The organism is Vibrio tetraodonis (genome assembly GCF_003350295.1).
GTDB classification, from domain to species: domain Bacteria; phylum Pseudomonadota; class Gammaproteobacteria; order Enterobacterales; family Vibrionaceae; genus Vibrio; species Vibrio tetraodonis.
Map to the genome: position 1 here is coordinate 52733 of NZ_QLYY01000024.1, position 23961 is coordinate 76693.

The window sequence follows — 23961 nt, forward strand, 5'->3', positions numbered from 1 at the left end:
TTATAAAAAGATTTAATATTGTACACGCCCTTTGGTAAAGGGCGTGTTTTACAGTCATTACAGTACTGTTTTAATTGCGCTTTCTGCGCAGGCTGTATCTAAGTGACCACCCGGTGCGCCGCCTACGCCAATAGCTCCTACTATGGCATTGTTAATTTGGACTGGCACACCTCCTGCCAAGAACAGTAAGTTGTCATCCATGTTTTGCAGTGGCTGAAGGATAGGTTTGTCGGCGATCAGATTCATCAGATTCCCAGAAGGCTGTTTCATACTTGCCACGGTAAAGGCTTTTTTGCGCGAGCTTTCTAGAGTGTGAACGCCTGCACCATCAGAGCGCAGCTGAGCAAGTACGTTACCGGACAGGTCAACTACAGTTGCTGTCACTTTATATCCATCAAGCTCACACTTATGCACGGCTTCCTTAACCAGCGAGAATGCCGCTGTTGAAGAAATTTGATTAACAGAAACAGTTTGGTTTTTGTCTGCCGCTGCAGAGCCAAAAGATAGGGCAGCAGAGAACAGACCAAGAGTAGTAATTAGCGCGTTTTGTTTTAAGTTTTTCATAATGACTCCATCTAACACATTGTTGTTATCAACACCGTCAGACTACCAAGAACACTATTACCAGAAGCTTGCCCAAAGATTACAAAAATGTAATCTAGATGAAATTCACCAACTATTGTTGATAAAGTAGATTGATACAAGCGCTATCAAAGTGAAAGGCTAATGAAAATATTGTTGATAGAAGATGATGCTCATATCGCCCGTTTCCTGCTTAACGGGTTCCAGCAAGAGGGGTGCACAGTAACCCATACGGTTAATGGTGTGGACGGACTGCACGAAGCTAGCACGGAATCTTATGACGTGATTATCCTAGATCTGATGTTACCGCTGAAAACAGGTTTTGAAGTACTCGAACAGTATCGAGGCCAAGGGTATACAACACCAATTATTATTCTCAGCGCAAAACATTCGGTGGAGGAAAGAGTCGTTGGGTTAAAAGCTGGCGCGGATGACTATTTAGTTAAGCCTTTCGCTTTCCCCGAGCTTTTAGCGCGGTGTCAGTCGCTCTTTCGCCGAGGAAAGCAAAGCTCACCTCAGTCTTATGAGCTGAAATATTATGATCTGACTTTGGATTTGATGAAACATTCATTGGTGAGGGCGGGTAAGGCTATCGCTTTAAACCAGCGAGAGTTTGTATTAATGAAGCTTTTACTGGAGAACCCAGAGGTGGTGTTGTCAAAAACTGCGATATTAGAGCAAGTTTGGGGGCATCAATTTGATCCTCAAACCAATGTGGTTGATGTGTTGGTTTGCCGCTTAAGAAGTAAGGTTGATAAGGGTTTTGACAAACCGCTGATTCACACACTGAGAGGAGTTGGCTATGTCCTCAAGTCGTAACATTAAACAGGCGCTTATCAGTGCTGAAAAGAAGCTATTACTGCGCTTCATCGGTTTGCTTTTATTTTGCCTGCTACTGGTAGAGCTCGCTGTCGGCGTGCTTTTTTTCTATGATCTTTATCGCGCTGAAACCAAAATACTTACTTCTATGGCCTCGGAGTATCAGCGTATATTGAAATATGACTCTGCGCAGCGTTTAACTCATGTGTTGGAAGCAAACCCAGAACGTTTGATTGATAATAAGATTAGCGTGTTTGTGACTGAAGCTAACAAACCAGATCAAGTAACGCTTATCGTCGGAGATGAAATGCTTTCACCTGATCTTGGTTCAAGGATAAAGCAACAGGAGAGTGGAAATTGGATCGAACGTTTCATTTTCAATCCTTATCTTGTGGTGCAAGTAAAAGGCGATACACAAAACTTTTGGTTAGTGCTTGATAATCAAAAGCGTTACGTGATTGCGTTTGAAAACTGGATAACGACTGTGTACGCAATGCTTGTTATGTTAGTGATTACTTCAATCTTTACCCAGCGGATTATTCGCAATGCTATGACCCCTTTGGTGACATTAGGCAACTTATTAGAAAAGCTTCGCCACGGTAAGTTAGACAGTATAGAGACTATCAAAGCACCGCAAGGGCTAAGCCTTGTGAGTGCAAGCGTTCAAGAAGCAGTGACCAGTTTGCACCATACTACGACAGTACTTAACACCACAGTTGATGCTATTGCCCATGATATTCGTACTCCTTTATCTCGAATTATGCTGTCTTCGCAAACCGCTCTCATGAATGAAGAAAATACGGATGAGAGTAAAGCAAAAGAGGCTTTAGCTGACTGCGCTGAACAGGCGATGCAGGCTAGTAATATGCTGACCGCATTGATGAAGTTAAATGATGAGAGAGTAGGGAAGCGTAAGATAAAAAAAGTCTCAACCAATATAAATGAGGTGGTAGAAAAGGTATCAAGCTGGTTTGAAGATGTCGCTGAACAAAAGAATATCACTCTAATGACTACGTCAGTTGAAGAGGTGGTGATTGAATCAGACCCAGATAAGCTGACCCAAGTTTTAGTTAATTTAGTGGACAACGCGATCAAATATACACCTGAAGGTGGACAAGTTACTGTCGATATTGAAAAATCGTGTGATAAAGGTGTGGCAATTCATGTGATTGATACAGGAATTGGAATTGAGTCTAAATTTCAAACGCTCATTTTCGAAAGATTATATCGAGTTGATACGAGTCGCAGTAACACAGAGGGTTATGGATTAGGGCTATCGATCGCCGCCGCTATGGTAGATAACTTAGGTGGGACGATTAAACTATCGTCACAATTTGGCCAAGGCAGTCAATTCAGTATTGTGATTTAGCATATTTAAAAAGGTGGTTTTTCATTTATATACTTCAGAGTGTTTATATTGTTTAAAGGTATATTAATAATATTTATTCTTATTTAACGGATAGTTTTTCAATTTTACTTACTATAGTGTGACTTTATTTAAATTAGTGGTTTATAGTAAAAATACTTTACTCTTTTTTAACTTGAAATATATATCTAATCTTAGCTTTTATTTTACATCAAAAATAAATAAATCAAACTAATTATTATTTACTCACCTTAATTACTTGATTAGGATTGCTTTAGTTATAAGAGCCAATCAATTAATAAAGGGATGTGTTATGTTTAAGAAATTATTATTATTAGCTTTCTTATCGCCATGTTTAGCTTTGGCTAATGAAAGTAGTTTTATTAATGCTAATGTCGACAATGCTGAAGCATCGGTGACATCAATTCCAGGTGGCTGGAGTGAATATCGTGCTTTAAGTCGTAATGAATACAATACTTTCTATCAAGCATTAGGTGGCTTAGTCGGAGTGTCTTACTCTCCTTTTGCGGTTTCCGCAAGTGTGACAGCAGGAATGAGCTACAAATTTATTTGTAATGCACAACCTACTTACCCAGATGCACCTACTTATGCAGTTGTGGTTGAAGTTTATCACTCAATAAATGGCACTCCAGAGCTTGTCTCTATTAATGAAATTAACTAAACCCTCTATTAAATATAATCTTTGGAGTAATTATTATGAAAAAAACAATTCTATCTATATTCTCTTCACTATTGTTAATCCCATCTTTAGCCATGGCATCAAATAGCACATTGGATAAGATATCTAAAAGCACGGAAGTAAATAATATGATGGGTAATAACTTCTTAATTCATCTTAAATATGTGAAGTCTGATTTTAGTGGTGGCTACTATACTTTTTATGAGCTAAAGACTCAGGCTATGGACTCACCTAACTATTTTTGTGCTACGCTAAAGATTGATGAAATTGGTAATAGCGGCGTAGAAGTTGTAAATAATGTTAGATGTGCTCAGTAGCAGCATAGTCTGATAAAAATCTAGACTTTTTTGCTATCGATGATGAAACGGAAGAGTAGCCGCTCTTCCGTTTGTTGGTTTAAGAGCCTTCTACTCGTTGATAGCTTTAATGGAGAATTCTGCGTTGCTAAAACCCAGCCTGTCGAGTTCTTGCTTATCAAAGTTACTTGATACATCAAGATGATTTTCTATATGTAGATGTTGTTTTTTAATGGCGCTAGCCTGGCCTATTTCTATGCTTCCAGCAAATTGAGACTCAGCGTAAAACTCTCCAGAGACATAGGAGTAAAACGGTCTTAAACTTGCGCCTGTTGTGTGCTGCATATTTTCAAGGCCATATTCATTGATTGCCCAGCTCCAGTCCCACCATTTTACTTCACCATTAATGTATCTATGGTCCCATTGATAGCGGAGATCGGCAGAATGGTTGCTAGCTCGTCCCATGGTAAAGGTGTGGGTATGATTTGGTCTATTACTAGGATGCGTAAACCATGCATTACCGCCCCAACGCAAAAACCCATTGAATGTAACGTCGTAGCTTATATTCGCCCCAAAACGATAAGGGTAAGAGATGCTTGCGCGATAAAGTTCAACTCGAATTGGAATTTCAGCGTTTGCGGGTACCATAGGTCTTGCTTGAAGCATGATATTTTCGCTGTCTGATCCGCCATTGGTACTGGCAAAGCTTTGATTGGCCTCAAGGTTGATGGTGAGCTTGGTATCGCCAACCAGTGGCCATTTAAAGGTATTTTCGGTCGTCACTTTCTGCGAAAAACCAAAGCTGTTTGATTTTGACCAGTTTGTAGACTCGTTAACTTTTAGATCAACCACCACCTGTTGGGGGATGTCGGTATGGTTTCTCGCTACAGCAGTAATGGTTTTGACCAGCTCGCGAGATGACTCGGTGACTTCGCCATGCCAAAAATCATCTTTATTAAGGGTGTAGGCAAAATTACCTATGGTCATTTTGGTCTTTTCGTTGCATCGATATCCGCTGCACGTCCCATCTTGATTGCCTTGAATTACCCAATTATCACCTTCACGCCTTATATCCATATCTTCTCCGACATATTGGCCGTGATTGCCGCCTACCCAAGCATAACCTAAATAGTGTGCTAAATAGCTTAGTGGTTTAACGAAATTTTCTTGATCGGTTACAAGTTGGTACTGGATATCAAGCTCATTACCTTCGCTTATTGATCTGGATTGATAGTGAGGGATGCCAGAAATGGCTTTCTTGGGGTAGCACCAAGTTTGGTGGTTTGGTAAATCCTGCTTAATTTTTCCATAGTAACCGGGGCCCATAATCACCCAATTGTCGTCAAGTCCAGTAATTTGCCATTTGCCCATTCGAGCCACAAGATAATCCTTGTGTTGAGCAGCCTCGAACCTATTTATTGGGCGATATTCTGACCGGCAAATATCTTCACCAAGCGTATCAATCACAAGCTGATCGGGATAAATTTTTGCGTGAAGATTTGTGCTTGAAAAAATGAAGATAGCAATAGAGATTAAGGGCACTTTGATGGTTGACATGGATATTCCCCTTTATGTCTGTGACGTTGGTGAGGTTACACACTGTTGTTAACGATTTGTTAACGATAGGCTGTTTACCTTTCCATACTCAGAAATATTGAGGTATTGAAAAGAATTGAAATTTATTCCATTTTAAAATCAAATGCTTGTGATGTTTTGGTTGTTAGCAAATAAAGAAAACAAGATGGTGAGCGAAGTCGGATTGACTTTATTGAGATAGTTCGCGCTTGGCTAGCAGCTTTACTCGGCCGCTGGGTTCCTCTCGGATAAGGATGTAATCTTCCGCTGTGTATAAAATCTTAATATCTACCGAGTAGGGATCATTGTTGAGTAAGAGGTAGGGATAGATGCTTGTATCATCGATGACTGGTCGTAAACTTTGTACTGACATTAAATCAAGTGTTCCGGACAGAGAGAAACCAAATTGGTCAAATGACCTGGCTTTACCAGAAAAACGAATCACCACTGGATCTTGCATCGAACTGTCTTTTAGCGAAGCAAGGTGGACGACATGATTATTTTCAATACGGGTGATCCCGTCTGAGCGAAAGACCTTCTGGTTTTGTTGGATGCGTACTTCGGTATGCTGATAGTGATTTCCCTCTACCTGATTGGACCAAGGGAGAGCGAGCACAAAAAGAAACGCGATTACGGAGCAGATGAGAGTCAGATAGGGGATCATAATTGACTTTCTTCAAGAAAACTTATTATCTGGCTTGAGACTATATGTGGCTGCCCTTGAGTGTAGAAGATATTGATGGAGCTGCGACTATTTCTGTCCATTACTGATAGCTCCGCATACTGATCATTCTGTTCGAAGTACACAACACAGTGGCATTGATGCTCGGAAAGTAAGGCGAGAAGCTCAGGACTTAGATGAGTATCTGGCGTACTAATGACATCAATCATATCTACTCTTCTCATTGTTAGTGAGTGCATGCTATTTACATTTTCCCAGTGCCAACCATAAGATTTACTAAAACCGAGTAGGCTCGCGGAAAATAACAAGATAAAAGCGGATAGATAACAGATAGAGAGCCTGTAGTGGTGAAAAATGGTGTTAGGTTGATCGTCAACTGTTACTTTGCTTCTAGGTGTTGATGTGTCACCAAAAGCTTTTTGTATGGCCTCTATCTGGACCGTTTTTTGCGTATCGCAAGCAATACAGTCGTTAATTAGTCTATAACCTACTTTGGGCACGGTAACTATGGGCGATTCGTTGGCACCTAACTTCAGCAGTGCATGTCGCAGTGAACTGATGCTTTTAGCAAGAGAGGTCTCGCCAACATATTGATTTCCCCAAGCATGCTGGATGATGTCGCATTTCTTAACAACATTGGGAGAGTGTTGGATTAGAAGCTCCAATACTTGTGCTTCTCGATAACCGATCTTGGCGCTTTTATTACGATTGGAGAGTTTGTTACTAAGGGTATTAAATAAAATCATATCATCAAATTTAGGCAGTAACTCGAATGCTCACTGATCACCACCAATGGAATGTTTTACTCAAGGTAAGTACATGAATGTGCTTTGATCAATTAAGGAATAACTGGCTTTGAACTGACATGTATAATCTGTGTGAGTGCTATCAATTATATGAAACTTAGTGCTTTTGTTTTGCGCTGTGGCTTGTATGCGAGAGCTCCAGCTTATTGTTCCGTTGAGTGATTTCTGTCCTATATTAAATGAGAAAGGTGTTGCTTACGGGGGATGATATGAGCTATCAAGGGCTGATTTCGAGAATCAATGAACTACCCAGAATAGAGAGTGTACTTCAAGAGCTTCTTGAGATGGTAAATAGCGATCAGATTGATTTTAGTGAGCTGGCAAAAAAGATGGCCATGGATCAAGTTTTGTTAGCTAGGGTACTGAGAATGGCCAATTCTGCTCAGTTTGGTGGTGTTAAGGGTGTGTCGAACATCAATGATGCAATCGTGCGAATCGGTATTGGGGCCATTCGCAATTTAATATCTTCATCAATTCTGGCTTCTACCTTCCCTAAGTTGGAAACACTCGATATTAAAGATTATTGGGCCAGTACCTTTGAGGTTGCCACTATCGCTGGTGCGTTAGCGAAGGAAATCAAAATTGACCCAAACGAAGCTTTTATCGCTGGGATATTACATAATATCGGTGAGCTTATGATTCACTCTCTTGAGCCAGAAAAAGCTTTGGAGATCAATCGGCGTGTTGAAAAGGGCAGCAATCCCATAGAGGTACAGAGAGATGTCCTTGGAGCCGATGCTCAGCAGCTTGGAGCTGCTTTAGCTGAGAGTTGGAAGTTTCCTGCCGAACTGATTGATGCGATTGCCAATGTTAATCACCCCAGCAAAGCTGTAGAGTCGAAAAGATTGGCCTGTCTAGTCTTTCTAGCTAGGGATATTCATCAAAGCTGGGATACAATGAGCGCTAAAGAGAAGCAGCGGTATTTAAAAAAACACAAGGCTGCTGTAGCGCTGAACCTGGACTCTAATCTAACAGAAAAAATTGATGCAGTTAGAGGCCAAGGGAGTGAAATGGCATACCAGCTGTTTTAGTACCGCTAACACGAAGGCTCGTATTGATTCTTTCTCCTAAACCTCATTTGTTGGATGACTAAGCCTGCAATAATAAGTACAAGCCCTATCAAGGTTGTTGGGTAGATGTGTTCTTTGATGATTGTTGCAAGTAGCACTAGGGAAATAAAGGGCGACGCAAAAATAAGATTACTGATCCGCGCGGTATTTTGGGTAAGTTTTAATGCACTTAGCCAAAGAACGAAGGTGATACCCATTTCAAATAAGCCCACGTATATTGCCGCTAGCCAGCCCTGCGAAGAAATATGATTCCAATTAGCGCCCTCTATCCAGCTAATTAGCAGTGCACACGGCGTTGCGACGAGAAAGCCTAGCAAAACCGCTACTATAGGGTCGGCTTTATTCTTAGTATTGAGTATCCAGTAACCCGCCCATAATAAAGTCGATAGTAGAGCGAGGCCTACTCCAAGCGGACTGTCAAAGCTCATACTTAAAATGTCACCTTTAGTCGCAATAACAATGACCCCAAAGTAGCTTAAAGCACACGCAACCCAGTCTTGCCTGCGTATTGTTTGTTTGAGAAATACAGCAGCCATAACAGTAAGTGTGATTGCCCAACTGTAATTGATCGCTTGAGCTTGTGAGGCTGGCAGCAGGTCATAAGCTTTAAACAGAATAAGATAGTATGACAAGGGGTTAATTGCCCCAAGCAAGATGTAATAGAAAGGATTGGCGAGAAAAGTTGAGCTAATGGAAGATAACTTTCCTTGCCAAGCGCATATTAAAGTTAATGCAAGTGTCGAAACTGTACTTGCGACAGTGAGCATTTGTATAGGTGTTAACTCTGCTAAGGTGAGTTTGAAGGCGGTGGCCACAGTCGACCATAAAAGTACAGCAGATAGTCCTAAACCGATTGCACGACGTTCGTTCATGACATTCCCTTGCCTAGATAGATACAACTCAAGGCGCTAGTCTATCGGTTTGATATTCAACCATCAAACTGGACATTTATCCAGTGGTAAAATACCATTTAACATATGGAAAATATGAGTTAACCCCTGATTATGCAGTGGATTCTAGATAATTTGACCCTAGTTATGGTCGTAATAGGTTGTACGCTTCTAAGTGGTGTTGCAGTTGGCTGGTGGGTAAAGCAGAAAATGACCTTAGGTCATCAGCTTTTAAAACAGCAAATGGAATCTGCTCGAGAATTATCAAATGAGCAGATTAGCCAGTTAAAAAAAGCCCTAGAACAAGCAAATCAAGAGCTTGATCAACTTGACGCAGAACGAGATAAAGCAGCTTATGAGTTGAAGCAAGTGCATGGCCAGCATATGGCTTCGTTGGAAAAACTTCGCTATTTGGAAACACTCAAACAGGAGCGTCAGCATTACGCCACTCAGCTCGATATTAGTCGAGAGCAAAAAGCGCAACTTGAAGCACAGCTTCGAGAGCAAGATGCAAGACATCAAGAAGAAAATAAAGCTAACCAAGATAAGCTGCAACTGCTGGAGCGGGCAGAAGTTCGTCTCAAACAACAATTTGAGCAGTTAGCGCATCAACTATTTGACGCTAAAACAGCGAGAGTCGACCAGCAAAATAAACAAAGTTTGGATGCGATATTATCACCGCTGAAACTCCAGTTGGAAGGCTTTAAGAAGCAAGTTAATGACAGCTTCAACATAGAAGCAAAAGAGCGTCATACTCTGGTTCATGAGTTAAAAAATCTTCAGCGGCTTAACGAGCAGATGGCCCGAGAAGCAGTTAACCTAACTCAAGCTCTTAAAGGTGATAACAAGCAGCAAGGCAATTGGGGTGAGGTGGTCTTAGCGCGTGTGTTAGCTGAATCAGGTTTACGTGAAGGGCATGAATACCAGACGCAGGTGAGCTTACAAGATGAGTCAGGTAAACGCTTTCAGCCAGATGTTATTGTTTACTTGCCCAATAATAAACAAGTTGTTGTTGACTCAAAAATGGCTCTGGTTGCTTACGAGCGGTATTTTAATGCCCAATCCGATGAAATGAGAGATATAGCCTTAAGTGAGCATCTACTCTCAGTAAGAGCACACATTAAAGGGCTATCGCAAAAGGATTATCATAAGCTTAAAGGGATAGAAAGTTTAGACTATGTATTAATGTTCGTGCCAGTAGAACCTGCTTTTCAGTTGGCCATTCAGGCTGACCCGAGTTTAGTTAAAGATGCGCTAGAGCAAAACATTATTTTGGTGAGTCCAACCACATTGTTGGTTGCCCTTCGCACCATAGACAACCTGTGGCGCAACGAGCGTCAAAACCAAAATGCACAAGTTATCGCTGACAAAGCGAGCAAACTGTATGACAAGCTACGCTTGTTTGTTGACGATATGCAAAATCTTGGTGGCGCATTAGACAAAGCAAATCAGAGTTATCAGGGAGCGATGAACAAACTTGCTAGTGGGCGAGGCAATATGATTCGACAGGCAGAGAGCTTTAAACAGCTTGGGGTTGAGGTAAAGAGGCCCATTGCCCCCAGTGTGACGAATTTGGCAAGTTATGATGGGTTACAAGAAAATAATTCTGGAGTTGAAAATGATTCTATCGATGAAAGACAACAAGCTGAGGATAAAGTAAACTAATCGCTCGCAGCGCTGAGGTCGTATTAATTCATAACGCTGCTTTAAGAGGAATTGTCATGACAGATACAGGCGAGAAGTTAGATACCGCTATAGAATCAAATGAAACCACGCATTTTGGCTTTAGCACGGTAGCCAAAGAGGAAAAAGTCGCTAAGGTTGCGCAAGTCTTTCATTCCGTTGCTGCAAAGTATGACATCATGAATGATTTGATGTCGGTCGGGATCCATCGCTTATGGAAAAGATTTACCATTGATTGCAGTGGAGTTCGCCCAGGGCATAAAGTGCTTGATTTAGGTGGTGGTACTGGAGATCTTACGGCGAAGTTCTCACGAATCGTCGGTGATAAAGGGCATGTCATCCTTGCTGATATCAATAACTCAATGCTCAATGTTGGCCGTGACAAGCTTCGTGACAGTGGTGTTGTTGGTAATGTTCACTATGTTCAAGCCAACGCTGAGGAATTACCGTTTCCAGATAATTATTTTGATGCTATCACTATTAGCTTTTGTCTTCGTAATGTCACGGACAAAGATAAAGCGCTAGCATCAATGTTTCGGGTTTTAAAACCAGGCGGTCGCTTACTGGTGTTAGAGTTTTCTAAACCTGTATTTGAGCCATTATCGAAGCTGTACGATGCGTATTCCTTCCACCTATTGCCAAAAATGGGCGAACTAGTGGCCAACGATGCAGAAAGCTACCGTTATCTCGCTGAGTCCATTCGTATGCATCCAGATCAAAATACACTCAAAGGTATGATGGAATCGGCAGGTTTCGAAAACACCAGTTACCATAACTTGACTGGGGGCATCGTTGCTCTTCATCGTGGTTACAAGTTCTGATAGGGAAAACCTTTATGCCCTTTGAAGCATTCATTACTGCTGCTGTCGAATCAAGCATGAACATCTTAGTTAACGATGATCCTGAGTTGGTGCGCCGTCTTTCACGGCTAAAAGGACAGGTGATCCAAGTTCATTTAAGAGAGCTCAACAAAACCCTTACCTTTGTGTTTAGCCAGCAAATTGATGTACTTGCTGCTTATGAAGGCGAGCCAGACTGTTATCTATCACTCAACCTTGCCAGTTTATCAGAGCTAAGAGAGCAATCGAATATTACTCAGTTGATTAAGCAAGATAAATTAACGCTTGAAGGTGACATCCAGCTAGCGCAAAAGTTTTCTCAGTTACTATCTGACTGTAAGCCAGATATTGAAGAGTGGTTGTCGAGAATAACAGGAGATGTTGTCGCTCATAATCTAGTCCAAAGTGCCTCTGGACTTAGAGAATTTGCTAAAAGGCGAGCTGAAAAACACACCAATCATCTTGCACAAGCAATCACCGAAGAATGGAAGTTAGCTCCATCGTCTTTGGAGGTGGCACATTTTTGCGATCAAGTGGATGATGTTGCAAGTTGGACCGCTCGTGTGGAAGCAAAATTGAATAAACTTATGGACAGAGTATGACTCCAGCCGAATTAAGACGTCTCTTCAGAATTATCAAGGTCCAGCTTGAATATGGTTTGGATGAACTTCTTCCCGATCATCAGCTGGCTAAAGCGCCTTTGTTTGCCAGAAAAGCCTTATTTTGGATTAAAAATCGACATGGTGATAAAGAATTGGGTGAGAGGTTACGGCTGGCACTTCAGGAATTGGGACCTGTTTGGATAAAATTTGGCCAGATGATGTCTACTCGGCGCGATTTGTTTCCGCCCCATATTGCTGACCCTTTAGCGCTTCTTCAAGATCAAGTCTCTCCCTTTGACGGTCACCTCGCTCAGCAGCAGATTGAGCGAGCATTGGGCGGACCGATTGATAACTGGTTTACTGAATTTAATATTACTCCTCTTGCTTCGGCCTCTATCGCCCAGGTTCACACCGCGAGACTCAAGTCAAATGGCCAACAAGTGGTGTTAAAGGTAATTCGTCCGGATATTCGTCCAGTTATTGATGCGGATCTAAAACTTATGTACCGCATGGCGCGTATAGTGGCGAAAGCCTTGCCTGAGGCGCGTCGCTTGAAACCCGTGGAAGTGGTCCAAGAATATGAGAAAACTCTGCTCGATGAATTAGACCTGCAGCGTGAAGCAGCCAATGCCATTCAGCTTAGGCGAAACTTTGAAGGCAGTGAAGAATTGTATGTTCCTGAAGTTTTTACTGACTTTAGTAATAAAACTGTCATGGTTTCTGAGCGAATATATGGCATCCAAGTGTCGGATATCGATGGTTTGAAAGCTAACGGCACTAACATGAAGTTGTTAGCTGAACGTGGTGTCAGTGTGTTTTTTACCCAAGTGTTTCGAGATAGTTTTTTTCATGCAGATATGCATCCAGGAAATGTTTTTGTTAGCCTGGAGCATCCAGAGAACCCACAGTGGATAGGTTTAGACTGCGGTATAGTGGGTACTCTAAATAGTGAAGATAAGCGATATTTAGCAGAAAACTTTCTGGCCTTTTTTAATCGAGACTACCGCCGTGTAGCGGAGCTTCATGTAGAATCAGGTTGGGTTCCACAAGATACGAATCTGGATGAATTCGAGAGTGCTATACGCGTGGTGTGTGAACCTATTTTTGCTAAGCCACTATGTGATATATCATTTGGTCATGTGTTGTTGAATTTGTTTAATACCGCTCGTCGATTCAATATGGAAGTTCAACCGCAATTGGTTTTGTTACAAAAAACACTGCTTTATGTGGAGGGATTGGGACGTCAATTATATCCACGACTTGATTTGTGGCAGACAGCGAAACCTTTCTTGGAAGTATGGATGATGAATCAGGTCGGCCCTAAAGCTCTGTTGAACGCAATGAGGGACCGAGCGCCGTTTTGGGCAGAAAAATTACCTGAATTGCCCGAGTTGCTGTACGACAGCTTACGCCAGGGTAAAATGATGAATCAGCGTATGGATGAGCTGTTTGATGGCTATCGTGTGAGTAAACGTCAGCAGCTGAAAGGGAAGTTTTTATTTGGGGTAGGTGCGACATTAGTCGTATGCTCAGCAATACTGGTAAACAGCCAGTATGATCCGCTATCCTTGGTTACAGCGAGTGGTGGTGCGATTTTTTGGCTGCTTAGTTGGAAAGCCTATCGCCGTTAGGCGGTAGATTGTAATTGATTTTAAATAGCCCGAGGTATAGAAAATGGGTGGTATTAGTATTTGGCAACTTCTGATTATTGCAGCTATTGTTGTGCTTTTATTTGGCACTAAGAAACTGCGCGGCATGGGAGGTGATTTGGGCAGTGCGGTGAAAGGCTTTAAGAAAGCCATGAGTGAAGACGATACGGCAAAAAAAGACGCAGATTTTGAGCCCAAACATCTCGATCAGCAGAAAGTGGATAGCGCTGCTGAGAACAAAAAAGACAAAGAGCAGGTATAACTCGTGTTTGATATCGGTTTTTGGGAGCTGATATTGATTTCAGTTGTTGGCCTTGTTGTCCTTGGCCCTGAGCGATTACCTCACGCGATTCGTAGTGTCTCCCGTTTTGTCGGTGCTGCCAAAACCATGGCCAATAATGTCAAAGACGAGATCTCTCATGAACTCAAAGTTCAGGAGCTACAAGATAACTTACGCAAGGCTGAGCAGATGGGCATGGAAGATTTATCCCCGGAGCTCAAGTCCTCTGTTGAGCAGCTCAAACAGGCTGCACATGATGTTCAGCGGCCTTATACTAAAGGGCAGGGGCAGAGCGAAGGTGAGCGTGAAGATCAAGTTGTAACAGCTCAAAGTCCTGATGATCCAAAGCCTTCATCAGAAAGCGATGTTGTTGGTGATATATCACCCTTGGCAAATAATAAAAAAGCCAAATAATCTACTTTTATTAGGTATGGTCACAGCTATTTCTTATCATATTTTCCAGTAGGGGTTTTCATGCCATCTGTTGAGCAAACGCAGCCTTTGATTAGCCATCTTTTGGAGCTGCGTAGCCGTTTGCTTCGTGCACTCATTGCTGTTTTAATTGTGTTTCTTGGCCTGATTTATTTTGCCAATGACATTTATGAGTTTGTCTCGGCCCCCCTTGTAGAGCGTTTGCCTCAAGGTGCGACAATGATTGCAACCGACGTTGCATCACCTTTTTTTACGCCATTAAAGTTAACTCTTATTGCCTCTGTTTTTATCGCAGTACCTTTCATCTTATATCAAGTATGGGCTTTTGTTGCCCCTGGGTTGTATAAGCATGAACGCCGGCTCATCATGCCTCTTCTGTTTTCAAGTTCATTACTTTTCTATTGTGGCGTTGCTTTTGCGTATTTTGTGGTGTTTCCACTGGTATTTGGCTTTTTTACGGCAATTTCATTGGGTGGGGTAGAATTTGCGACGGATATTTCCAGCTATTTAGATTTTGTTCTTGCTTTGTTTCTTGCCTTTGGCATTGCTTTTGAGGTGCCTGTAGCGATTATTTTGCTATGTTGGACAGGAGCAACCAATCCTAAAAGCTTAAGTGAAAAGCGGCCTTATATTATCGTTGGGGCTTTTGTGGTCGGTATGATGCTAACTCCGCCTGATATTATTTCTCAGACCCTACTAGCTGTGCCTATGTGTCTACTTTTTGAAGTTGGATTGTTTTTTGCGAGGTTCTACGCTAACTCATCAGCAAGGCAAAATTGACAAAACCTGTGGTACTTGTCATCGTGATGGGAAAAATTTACTTGAATTTCATTATGTGTCCACACTTTGAACAAATGTAGACTTCTTTTATACCAATTATTTTGTGCCAAAGCTTACGATGCCTCCTATGCAAGTGGTTGCTGTGGTTGCACATTTCATCCTCCTTTTATTGTTTATTTTGTATATTAAACTAGTATCATTTTTTTTAAAAGGGTAAGTGGGGCTTATTATCACTAGAATCTGATTTTATCAAATACGAGATAATTTTTTGCGTTGAAAAGGGTGTATTTGTGTGAGGAGCTGTGATGGTTAGGATTCTTTTTATATTTCTTTCAGGCAAGTGCCTTATATTATGAAGAGAGTCATTTCCACATACACAACTCGGACTCTAAATACAACAAGAGGCTTACAAACTGTAAACCTCTTCGAAAGATATATTTAGGACATTAAGCCTACCTTATTTTAACAAGGTCCCTGCAATGGGAGCATATATAAACCTCCTTTACGCCAAGCACTTTTTGCCAAAATGTTCGATGCTTTCGGCGCAAGCAACCACTGTGATAATGCATATTGTGATAACTTATAATTAGTATTTTTATCAATAGTAAATCAGTAGTGATCAAATTAAAGTATGAAAACTTTTCTCGTATTATGGCGTTATTTTTTACATTAGAGTGAAGTTGGGTTTTATTACATTAAAAACAATGACTTAGAATTTTTGGTTGTTAAGGCTGTAACTTCTTCATATGTAACATCTCGTAAATCGGCGACTTTTTTTGCTACTAATGAAATGTAGGCTGGTTCATTTCGTTTGCCTCTATGGGGTACAGGGGCTAAGTATGGGCAATCGGTTTCAAGCAGAACATAGCTCAGATCGAGCTCGGGGATGACTTTGTCCATACCGCCGTTTTTGAATGTACTTACTCCGCCGAGTCCGAGGTGAAAGCCGAGTCCATTGATCGCCTTCGCCTGTTCTACATCACCGCCAAAGCAATGGAAGACCCCGGAAAGTGAGCCATCTTGAACTTGCTCGAGTAGCTCTAGCGTTTCTTTGATGGAGTCTCGGGTGTGGATTACTGCAGGAAGCTTCATCTCTTTGGCCCAATTCAATTGGGTCACAAATGCTTTTTCTTGCTCACTTTTATAGGTTTTGTCCCAGTAGAGATCGATACCTATTTCTCCAACGGCAATAAAGGAATGTTTTTCAAACCAGTTATGGATTATTTTTAACGTGTGTTCATAGTCTCCATCTACATAGCAAGGATGGAGTCCCATCATGGACCGACATATATCTGGATAGTTTGCTTCTGTTTGCAGCATTGGCTGGATAGATTCAAGATCTATATTGGGTAGCAAGATTTTCTCTATCCCCTGAGCAAGCGCTCTTTCCACAACCTGATCGCGGTCGTCGTCAAATTCGCTGGCATAGATGTGCGCGTGAGTATCGATCATAGGTAATCTCTATAAAGCTTGATGGCAAAGAGTATACGGCAGTGTGAGCATTTGGTCATTTTTTGTATTTTTATCACTTGCTGCTAGCGTCGGCTCTCAAGAGTGATATTATGCAAATCAAGCACTTTCACCACATAAGGAGAATAGAGTGTCCGTTTCCATTCAAGGCCAGTTTCCTGGTCGTCGTATGCGTCGTATGCGTAAACATGACTTTAGTCGCCGCCTTATGGCAGAGAGTCAGATTACAGTTAGTGATCTGATTTACCCAATGTTTATCTTGATGGGTAAAGATCGTCGCGAGACCGTGGAGTCAATGCCTGGAGTAGAGCGATTATCTATTGATCTAATGCTGGAAGAGGCTCAATACCTCGCGCTATTGGGTGTTCCAGCAATCGCTCTGTTCCCTGTGGTGAATCAAGATGCCAAAAGCTTATGTGCTGCGGAAGCCTATAACCCAGAGGGATTGATACAGAGAGCGGTTCGTTCTTTGAAAGAACACGTACCAGAAATAGGTGTGATTACGGATGTTGCTTTGGACCCTTTCACGACCCATGGTCAAGATGGCATTATTGACGAAGAAGGTTATGTTCAAAATGATGAGACAACAGAAGTCTTAGTCAAACAAGCTTTGTCTCATGCTCAAGCAGGTGCTGATGTTATTGCCCCATCAGATATGATGGATGGCCGTATTGGAGCCATTCGTGAAGCTTTGGAAGAAGCCGGACATATCAATACCCAAATCATGGCTTATTCAGCTAAGTATGCGTCCCATTACTACGGACCATTTCGTGATGCGGTTGGCTCAGCGAGTAATCTTAAAGGTGGCAATAAAAATAACTACCAAATGGATCCGGCAAATAGCGATGAAGCTGTCCATGAAGTGGCCATGGATATCAATGAAGGCGCTGATATGGTAATGGTTAAACCAGGAATGCCTTATCTTGATGTTGTACGGCGTGTAAAATCTGAGCTTGGTATTCCGACATTTGCCTATCAGGTGTCAGGTGAATATGCCATGCACAAGGCAGCGTTTTTAAATGGTTGGCTAAAAGAACGTGAAACGGTCATGGAGTCACTGCTTTGTTTTAAACGAGCGGGTGCTGATGGAATCCTGACTTACTTTGCCAAAGATGTCGCTGAATGGCTGGCAAGAGACAATGCTGAATCGGCGAAGTTTTTACAATCATCTTAATAGAAATAATGGTCCCTACAAAGCTGGCTGACGTTTGTTAGCCAGCTTTTGTTTTTTTGGAGGCATAAATGGGAATTGAATATCGCATCGGAACACTCGAGGAATGTGTTGAGGTGATACAGAGTATTGATGAATTTGAGCACAAGGAATCGAGTGAGAGTTTAGCCTTTCGTTTGAGGGATAAGAAGTATCTCATTCAAGTTGCGGAAGAAAACCATCAATTACTTGGCTTTAAGATTGGCTATGAATTGGATAGAGATACTTTTTATAGTTGGTTAGGAGGAGTAATTCCATCCGCCCGAAAAAAAGGTGTTGCGCAAAAACTTCTGGAACACCAAGAGGTTTGGGTGCGAAAGAACAAGTACTCACAGCTCAGGGTTAAATCTCGTAATCAATTTCCCAAGATGCTGAACCTATTGATAAAAAATGGTTATCTAGTTGAAAATTTTGAAAAAAATTCACCTTTAACTGAATCTAGGATCCATTTTATTAAGCAAATATTAGCGTGTTAAAAAATAAATGAGATTTTTTCTCATTTAGCCCTTGACGTTTTAAATGAGAATAATTATTATTTATCTCGTCTTAGGGAATAAGAGAGGTTCAGCGAAATCTAGCCTTTTAAGGATATGAATTCTATCGAACCTGCGCTCATTCAATTTGACACGACATTGCTCACATTGCTTCCAGTGTAATTTATAGCTTTATGATAAAGCGTATTGTTCAACTAGGTATGCTTTAACTAATTTTTGCTAGGCGACATCCACTCGATGTCGCTTTTTTTATGTTTGGCGTTTGATAATTATCGGTTTGCGAAAAATATCACTATGGTAAATCTCCTATTGATCTGAGTGAAAGGATACCGATAGTCTTTTCCACAACTCAGGATCTTTTTTCGATCGAGACTTAATATGTAGATCTTGTATTTTTTCTTTTTAGATCAGTTAAATATAATCATTAATGTCATTTTTGTTACTGTTTGATGTTGAAATGTATAAATACTATAAACAGACTTATCCACAGATGGCTTGTTGCAACGCGCGAGTTTGTTAACAGATCCAAGGGATATGTGATCAGTTAACATGGATCCACTGAGGCAGTCATGGCATTCTTAGCAGGTATTTTTTTCTTGGATGCTTAAACTATGGCTCGTATTCCTGATAACCCGCTGATCTTAATTGACGGCTCTTCCTACCTTTATCGCGCATTTCATGCCTACCCAGACACTATGACTAATGGCGTGATACCTACCAATGCTGTCTATGGTGTAGTGAATATGCTGCGCAGTATGATGCGCCAGTTTGCTTCAGAACGCATTGCCGTAGTATTTGATGCCAAAGGAAAGACCTTCCGTGATGACATGTATCCTGAGTATAAGGCCAACCGTCCACCTATGCCTGACGATCTAAGGTGCCAAATCGAACCTCTTTATGACGTTATTAGGGCTATGGGCTTGCCTTTAATCTGTGTACCAGGCGTCGAGGCTGATGATGTGATTGGTACGCTTGCTTCAAAAGCTTCTCAAGCAGGAATGCCAGTTTTGATTAGTACTGGTGACAAAGATATGGCTCAGCTAGTTGATGAGAATGTCACGTTAATCAACACCATGACTAATGTTGTGTTGGATCGTGAAGGGGTCATTGAAAAGTTTGGTATCCCACCAGAGTTAATTATTGATTATTTGGCACTCATGGGTGATAAGGTGGACAATATTCCTGGAGTCCCAGGTGTCGGTGATAAAACTGCGACTGCGCTGCTGCAAGGCATTGGAGGGTTGACTAAGCTCTATGATAATCTTGAGCAGATCGCTGGTCTTGGTTTTCGAGGTTCTAAAACCATGGCCAAGAAGTTGGTTGATAACAAAGACAATGCGTTTTTATCTTATGAACTAGCGACGATAAAATTAGATGTAGAGCTTGAAAACTCATACGATGCTCTACTTAAATCCCAGCCAAATACAGATGAACTGACCAAGCTATATGGCCAGTTGGTGTTTAAATCTTGGTTAAATGAAATCATGGACGGTGGCAATGGCGCTGTCGTAGCAGATGAAAAATCGGGTTCTTCTTCGGCTGGAAATGTTCGTGCTGCGAGTGATGTGGAGAACTCAGCAGTTACGATTGATCGCAGTGGCTATCAAACCATACTGGATCAAGATACTTTTTATACTTGGCTTGCCAAACTTGAAGCCTCCGATGTTTTTGCCTTTGACACAGAGACAGACAGCCTAGATTACATGGCTGCCAATCTAGTTGGTGTCTCATTTGCGATTGAAGAGGGGCTTGCAGCTTATGTTCCTCTGGCCCATGACTATCTTGATGCCCCAGAGCAACTGGATCGCAATTGGGTGCTTGATAAACTTAAACCAATTTTAGAGGAGGACTCTCAATCTAAGGTTGGTCAAAACCTTAAATATGATGCCAGTGTACTAGCGCGCTATAACATTGAAATGAAAGGGATCAAGCATGACACTATGCTTGCTTCTTACGTGTACAACAGTGTCGGCGGCAAACATGATATGGATAGTTTGGCGTTACGCTTTCTACAGCACAATTGCATTTCTTTTGAGCAGATTGCGGGTAAGGGAAAGAAACAGCTTACTTTTAATCAGATTGAATTAGAGCAAGCGTCTCCATACGCAGCTGAGGATGCGGATGTAACACTCCGCTTGCATAACCGCTTGGCTGAAAGCATTAATCAAGATGACAAGCTTAGGGGGATTTATGAGGAGATTGAAGTACCTCTTGTCCCTGTGTTGTCCCGGATGGAAAGAACAGGTGTATTGATTGACTCCGTCAAACTCGCAGAGCAATCTAAAGAAATCACAGTGCGCCTTGATCAATTGGAGCAAGAGGCGTTTGAAGTCGCCGAGCAAGAGTTCAATATGAACTCGCCAAAGCAGTTGCAAGCTATCTTATTTGAAAAAATGGGCTTACCCGTTATCAAGAAGACCCCTTCTGGTACGCCGTCTACCAACGAAGAAGTCTTGCAGGAACTGGCACTCGACTACCCATTGCCTAAGTTGATTTTAGAATATCGAGGTTTGGCCAAGCTCAAATCGACTTACACGGATAAACTGCCTAAGATGATTAGTTTACAGACAGGCCGTGTTCATACTTCCTACCATCAAGCCGTCACTGCTACAGGTCGATTATCGTCGACAGACCCGAACTTACAAAACATTCCTATACGCAATGAGCAAGGGCGCCGTATCCGTCAGGCATTTATCGCATCGCCAGGGTATAAGATAATGGCTGTCGACTATTCTCAGATTGAGCTGCGCATTATGGCGCACTTGTCAGGTGATAAAGCTTTATTGGATGCTTTCAAGCAGGGTAAGGATATCCACTCAGCGACAGCCGCAGAAATCATAGGTGTTGATATTGAGCAGGTTTCTGCAGAGCAACGCCGGCGCGCGAAGGCAGTGAACTTTGGTCTGATTTATGGCATGAGTGCTTTTGGACTGGCAAAGCAACTTGGCATTGCGCGTAACGAAGCCCAGCAATATATGGATACCTATTTTGAGCGCTACCCAGGGGTAATGCAGTATATGGAAGACACGCGTAGTAAGGCGGCAGAGAAAGGTTATGTTGAGACACTTCTTGGTCGCAGGCTGTATTTACCCGAAATAAAGTCGCGCAACGGTATTCGCCGTAAAGCAGCAGAGCGAGCAGCGATCAATGCACCTATGCAAGGCACTGCGGCCGATATAATTAAAAAGGCCATGTTATTGGTTGATGAGTGGATTGAGGAGCATGGAGAGGGCCGAGTTAAGTTGCTCATGCAAGTTCATGATGAATTGGTTTTTGAAGTTAAAGAATCAGTTTTGACTGAAATTGAAAGTAAAGTACAAGAGCTGATGGAATCTGCAGCAAGTCTGAATGTTCCCTTGGTGGCGGAAGCAGGCAATGGTGACAATTGGGATCAAGCCCACTGATAAAAATACCATTAATATCATATAAATAATAAAAGCCAGTAATTAATGCTGGCTTTTTTATTATTTGAAGTTTTTCATTTTAATTTTTTGGCTATGTAGCTAAATAAAAAAATACTGAAAATAACTTACAAAAATGGTTTTAATTTATGACCAATTGTTGTACATTACGAGGCGTAGGGTACAGAGGTAAGATGTTCTATCTTTTAGACCTTTTGTTTCACGTTATTGGATTAGGCTGATTCAGCCGCCCCAGCCAGTGTTTGGCTGGGGCGTTTTTTATTGTGCCTAAATAAAATCTTTGCCCTACATGCTATCCAGTTATCTACAGTGCTTATGGGTGTCATTTATTTAGTAACCCAAACTAAATTTGTAATAAAGCTTCATTTTATATCTTTCTAAGAGGTATAGATAGGTACTGATCGTCTTCAATACTAAGCCAACGAGTTACTAACGTTTGGACCTTGCTAAGACCATTGAACCGATAGGGAAAGATGGGGGATTTCGCGACCCTACCATAGAGCAAGGTCGCTGAGGTTAGACCTAAATAAATTCAGATCTATTTTTCTGGTTAGCTATCTTGGTGGGGGGTGGAGTCTTCTTGCTCATCTTGGTCTATCTCTAGTTGCTCTGCCAAAGCTGGTGCAAACCATTGATCAAGTTTATTGCGTAATGTATCCACACCTATGCCTTTTAGTGAAGAAAAGGCAGCCACGCTCACATCTCCTCCAAACCCTACCGCATCATTTTTTATTTTCAAAACCTGAGCTTTGCGCGCGCCACTTTTTAGCTTGTCTGCTTTGGTCAAAAGCACTTGCACAGGAATGCCACTATCTACTGCCCAATAGATCAACTGTTGGTCGAGGTCTTTCATCGGGTGGCGAATATCCATCAATACCACAAGCCCCTTTAAACATTGACGTTTTTGTAGGTATTCTCCTAAAGATTTTTGCCATTTTTTCTTCATTTCAAGCGGGACTTGAGCAAAACCATAACCCGGAAGATCAACAATATGGCAACCATCTGTCACTTTAAAAAGGTTGATTAATTGCGTTCGGCCTGGTGTTTTACTGGTTTTTGCTAAACTTTTCTGGTTGGTTAATCGATTTAATGAACTCGATTTACCTGCATTGGAGCGTCCTGCGAACGCAACTTCGATACCTTCATCCTCAGGCAGATGACGAATATCAGGTGCGCTGGTGATGAAATGGGTGTTTTGATAATGAATTTTTACGTTCACTGTTAACTCCATCTCGACTTTGTGTCGTCGATTGATTACTTTTATATGAAAGTGTGTAAAATAACCGTGCTCGGCATAAGGTCGCCTATTGTACCATGAGTGGCAACGCAGAGTGGTACTGGAAGCTTGATAATTATAATGGAATGTCATGAATAAATTAGCGCTAATCTTGAGTCTTTTAGCCAGCTGCTCTGTATGGGCTCAAGGCAGTATCGAAGCTGGAAAAGGAAAATCTCAAACTTGTGTTGCTTGTCATGGTGCTGACGGCAACAGTCAACTCGCAATGTATCCTAAGATTGCAGGTCAACATGCTAAATATATCGAGAAGCAGCTTAGAGAGTTTAAGCTAGGTATGACCAGCAACGGTAAGCAAGGACGCTATGACCCTGTCATGAGTGGAATGGCCATGCCTCTATCTGAGCAGGACATGAAAGACCTTGCGGCCTACTACTCGTCATTACCGATTTCAAATAATACCACTCCGGAAAACGTTGTGCAAAAGGGCAAAGCCTTATACACAGCAGGTGATGCTGAACGCGGTCTTACCGCCTGTATCGCTTGTCACGGCCCTCGTGGGAATGGTACTGAGCTTTCAGGTTTCCCTAAAATTTCTGGTCAGCATGCTGACTACATCAAAGCTCAGTTAGAAAAGTTCCGTGACGGTAATCGTGCTAATGATATGAATGGCATGATGCGTGACATCGCTAAGAAACTGACCGATGAAGACATAGACACTTTGTCGAAATATGTTGGTGGCCTGCACTAACACTGATTTATTTGCTCGAGCAATTATGGTTTTGAAAAGCCCAGACACTTGTCTTAATGCCGATCGGTTTAGAGACTTGAACGATCCTGGGATCGTATGATAATCCCCACTAACTTTGTTAGTGGGGATTTTTCTATGTTGGCTGAAGAGTTAGTTCTAGCTCATGATACTATTGAAGATGGCAAAAATTATGAGTCTGTAATTAATGCCATTCAACTTGAATGGATAGAGCAAGCTCTCTATGAAACATCTAAAGCGAGTATCAGAAGGCGTCGGCTACCAGCCCAACAAGCCGTATGGCTCGTCATTTGGATGGGATTGCAGAGAAA

The 23961-nt window shown here is 41.8% G+C and carries 25 protein-coding genes; 18 read left to right on the forward strand and 7 right to left on the reverse strand.

Going from position 1 to position 23961, the window contains the following annotated elements:
- Positions 1-57: 57 nt before the first annotated feature.
- Positions 58-564: a GlcG/HbpS family heme-binding protein gene (locus DPF90_RS17830; RefSeq protein ID WP_114787671.1), complete on the reverse strand. Its 507-nt coding sequence runs from the start codon at positions 562-564 to the stop codon at positions 58-60.
- Positions 565-726: 162 nt separating this feature from the next.
- Here DPF90_RS17830 and DPF90_RS17835 point away from each other — a divergent pair, with 162 nt between their 5' ends.
- The 4 genes from DPF90_RS17835 to DPF90_RS17850 all read left to right on the forward strand — a co-directional run bounded on the left by DPF90_RS17835 (position 727) and on the right by DPF90_RS17850 (position 3784).
- Positions 727-1401 (forward strand): response regulator, encoded by a 675-nt coding sequence (locus DPF90_RS17835; protein ID WP_114787672.1) that lies wholly within the window; start codon positions 727-729, stop codon positions 1399-1401.
- Positions 1385-2770 carry a sensor histidine kinase gene (locus DPF90_RS17840; RefSeq protein ID WP_114787673.1) on the forward strand — a complete coding sequence of 462 codons (1386 nt, stop codon included), beginning with the start codon at positions 1385-1387 and terminating at the stop codon, positions 2768-2770. The genes DPF90_RS17835 and DPF90_RS17840 overlap by 17 nt, the downstream gene beginning before the upstream one ends.
- A 310-nt stretch (positions 2771-3080) precedes the next feature.
- The gene (locus DPF90_RS17845; RefSeq protein WP_114787674.1) at positions 3081-3449 is read left to right on the forward strand and encodes a hypothetical protein; all 369 of its coding nucleotides are present in this window, start codon (positions 3081-3083) and stop codon (positions 3447-3449) included.
- A gap of 35 nt (positions 3450-3484) precedes the next feature.
- The gene (locus DPF90_RS17850; protein ID WP_114787675.1) at positions 3485-3784 is read left to right on the forward strand and encodes a hypothetical protein; all 300 of its coding nucleotides are present in this window, start codon (positions 3485-3487) and stop codon (positions 3782-3784) included.
- A 90-nt stretch (positions 3785-3874) separates the two neighbouring features.
- Here the strand turns inward: DPF90_RS17850 and DPF90_RS17855 are convergent, their stop codons facing one another.
- The 3 genes from DPF90_RS17855 to DPF90_RS17865 form a co-directional block, all read right to left on the reverse strand.
- The gene (locus DPF90_RS17855) at positions 3875-5320 is read right to left on the reverse strand and encodes an aerolysin family beta-barrel pore-forming toxin (RefSeq protein WP_114787676.1); all 1446 of its coding nucleotides are present in this window, start codon (positions 5318-5320) and stop codon (positions 3875-3877) included.
- A gap of 208 nt (positions 5321-5528) precedes the next feature.
- Entirely contained in the window at positions 5529-6002 is a 474-nt protein-coding gene (locus DPF90_RS17860; protein ID WP_114787677.1) for a hypothetical protein, read from the reverse strand.
- Entirely contained in the window at positions 5999-6766 is a 768-nt protein-coding gene (locus DPF90_RS17865; protein ID WP_114787678.1) for a winged helix-turn-helix domain-containing protein, read from the reverse strand. The genes DPF90_RS17860 and DPF90_RS17865 overlap by 4 nt, the downstream gene beginning before the upstream one ends.
- Positions 6767-7035: 269 nt before the next feature.
- On the opposite strand from DPF90_RS17865, the gene DPF90_RS17870 reads away from it, so the two are divergent.
- Entirely contained in the window at positions 7036-7857 is an 822-nt protein-coding gene (locus DPF90_RS17870) for an HDOD domain-containing protein (RefSeq protein WP_114787696.1), read from the forward strand.
- Between the two features lie 5 nt (positions 7858-7862).
- Here the strand turns inward: DPF90_RS17870 and DPF90_RS17875 are convergent, their stop codons facing one another.
- The gene (locus DPF90_RS17875) at positions 7863-8768 is read right to left on the reverse strand and encodes a DMT family transporter (protein WP_114787679.1); all 906 of its coding nucleotides are present in this window, start codon (positions 8766-8768) and stop codon (positions 7863-7865) included.
- A 132-nt stretch (positions 8769-8900) separates the two neighbouring features.
- Here DPF90_RS17875 and rmuC point away from each other — a divergent pair, with 132 nt between their 5' ends.
- From rmuC to tatC, 7 genes are read left to right on the forward strand one after another with little or no spacing between them, the layout of a single operon-like run.
- The gene (gene rmuC / locus DPF90_RS17880) at positions 8901-10451 is read left to right on the forward strand and encodes a DNA recombination protein RmuC (protein ID WP_114787680.1); all 1551 of its coding nucleotides are present in this window, start codon (positions 8901-8903) and stop codon (positions 10449-10451) included.
- A gap of 56 nt (positions 10452-10507) precedes the next feature.
- A complete protein-coding gene (ubiE, locus tag DPF90_RS17885; protein ID WP_114787681.1) occupies positions 10508-11290 on the forward strand; it encodes a bifunctional demethylmenaquinone methyltransferase/2-methoxy-6-polyprenyl-1,4-benzoquinol methylase UbiE in 783 nt (260 codons plus the stop codon).
- Between the two features lie 14 nt (positions 11291-11304).
- Positions 11305-11910, forward strand: coding sequence for a ubiquinone biosynthesis accessory factor UbiJ (locus tag DPF90_RS17890; protein WP_114787682.1), 606 nt, complete (start codon positions 11305-11307; stop codon positions 11908-11910).
- Positions 11907-13541 (forward strand): ubiquinone biosynthesis regulatory protein kinase UbiB, encoded by a 1635-nt coding sequence (gene ubiB, locus DPF90_RS17895; RefSeq protein WP_114787683.1) that lies wholly within the window; start codon positions 11907-11909, stop codon positions 13539-13541. Before DPF90_RS17890 ends, ubiB begins: the two co-directional genes overlap by 4 nt.
- 43 nt (positions 13542-13584) lie before the next feature.
- The gene (gene tatA, locus DPF90_RS17900; RefSeq protein WP_114787684.1) at positions 13585-13821 is read left to right on the forward strand and encodes a Sec-independent protein translocase subunit TatA; all 237 of its coding nucleotides are present in this window, start codon (positions 13585-13587) and stop codon (positions 13819-13821) included.
- A 3-nt stretch (positions 13822-13824) separates the two neighbouring features.
- Positions 13825-14253: a Sec-independent protein translocase protein TatB gene (gene tatB, locus DPF90_RS17905; protein ID WP_114787685.1), complete on the forward strand. Its 429-nt coding sequence runs from the start codon at positions 13825-13827 to the stop codon at positions 14251-14253.
- A 60-nt stretch (positions 14254-14313) separates the two neighbouring features.
- Positions 14314-15051, forward strand: a complete 738-nt coding sequence (gene tatC / locus DPF90_RS17910) for a twin-arginine translocase subunit TatC (RefSeq protein WP_114787686.1) — start codon at positions 14314-14316, stop codon at positions 15049-15051.
- A 690-nt stretch (positions 15052-15741) separates the two neighbouring features.
- On the opposite strand, the gene DPF90_RS17915 is transcribed toward tatC, so the two are convergent.
- Positions 15742-16503 carry a TatD family hydrolase gene (locus tag DPF90_RS17915; protein ID WP_114787687.1) on the reverse strand — a complete coding sequence of 254 codons (762 nt, stop codon included), beginning with the start codon at positions 16501-16503 and terminating at the stop codon, positions 15742-15744.
- Between the two features lie 148 nt (positions 16504-16651).
- On the opposite strand from DPF90_RS17915, the gene hemB reads away from it, so the two are divergent.
- From hemB to spfP, 4 genes are all read left to right on the forward strand, one after another.
- Positions 16652-17695, forward strand: a complete 1044-nt coding sequence (gene hemB, locus DPF90_RS17920) for a porphobilinogen synthase (protein ID WP_114787688.1) — start codon at positions 16652-16654, stop codon at positions 17693-17695.
- Between the two features lie 68 nt (positions 17696-17763).
- On the forward strand, positions 17764-18207 hold the full coding sequence (locus DPF90_RS17925) for a GNAT family N-acetyltransferase (protein WP_114787689.1): 444 nt from the start codon (positions 17764-17766) through the stop codon (positions 18205-18207).
- A 629-nt stretch (positions 18208-18836) separates the two neighbouring features.
- Positions 18837-21629, forward strand: a complete 2793-nt coding sequence (polA, locus tag DPF90_RS17935) for a DNA polymerase I (RefSeq protein ID WP_114787690.1) — start codon at positions 18837-18839, stop codon at positions 21627-21629.
- A gap of 191 nt (positions 21630-21820) precedes the next feature.
- Positions 21821-21868 carry a small protein SpfP gene (spfP, locus tag DPF90_RS20655; protein ID WP_439144645.1) on the forward strand — a complete coding sequence of 16 codons (48 nt, stop codon included), beginning with the start codon at positions 21821-21823 and terminating at the stop codon, positions 21866-21868.
- A 329-nt stretch (positions 21869-22197) separates the two neighbouring features.
- Here the strand turns inward: spfP and yihA are convergent, their stop codons facing one another.
- Positions 22198-22866: a ribosome biogenesis GTP-binding protein YihA/YsxC gene (yihA, locus tag DPF90_RS17940; RefSeq protein WP_114787691.1), complete on the reverse strand. Its 669-nt coding sequence runs from the start codon at positions 22864-22866 to the stop codon at positions 22198-22200.
- Between the two features lie 148 nt (positions 22867-23014).
- Here yihA and DPF90_RS17945 point away from each other — a divergent pair, with 148 nt between their 5' ends.
- Both DPF90_RS17945 and DPF90_RS17950 read left to right on the forward strand, forming a co-directional pair.
- Positions 23015-23632 (forward strand): c-type cytochrome, encoded by a 618-nt coding sequence (locus tag DPF90_RS17945; RefSeq protein WP_114787692.1) that lies wholly within the window; start codon positions 23015-23017, stop codon positions 23630-23632.
- A gap of 135 nt (positions 23633-23767) precedes the next feature.
- A partial coding sequence (locus tag DPF90_RS17950) for a transposase domain-containing protein (RefSeq protein ID WP_205395208.1) occupies positions 23768-23961 on the forward strand: 194 nt, incomplete at its 3' end.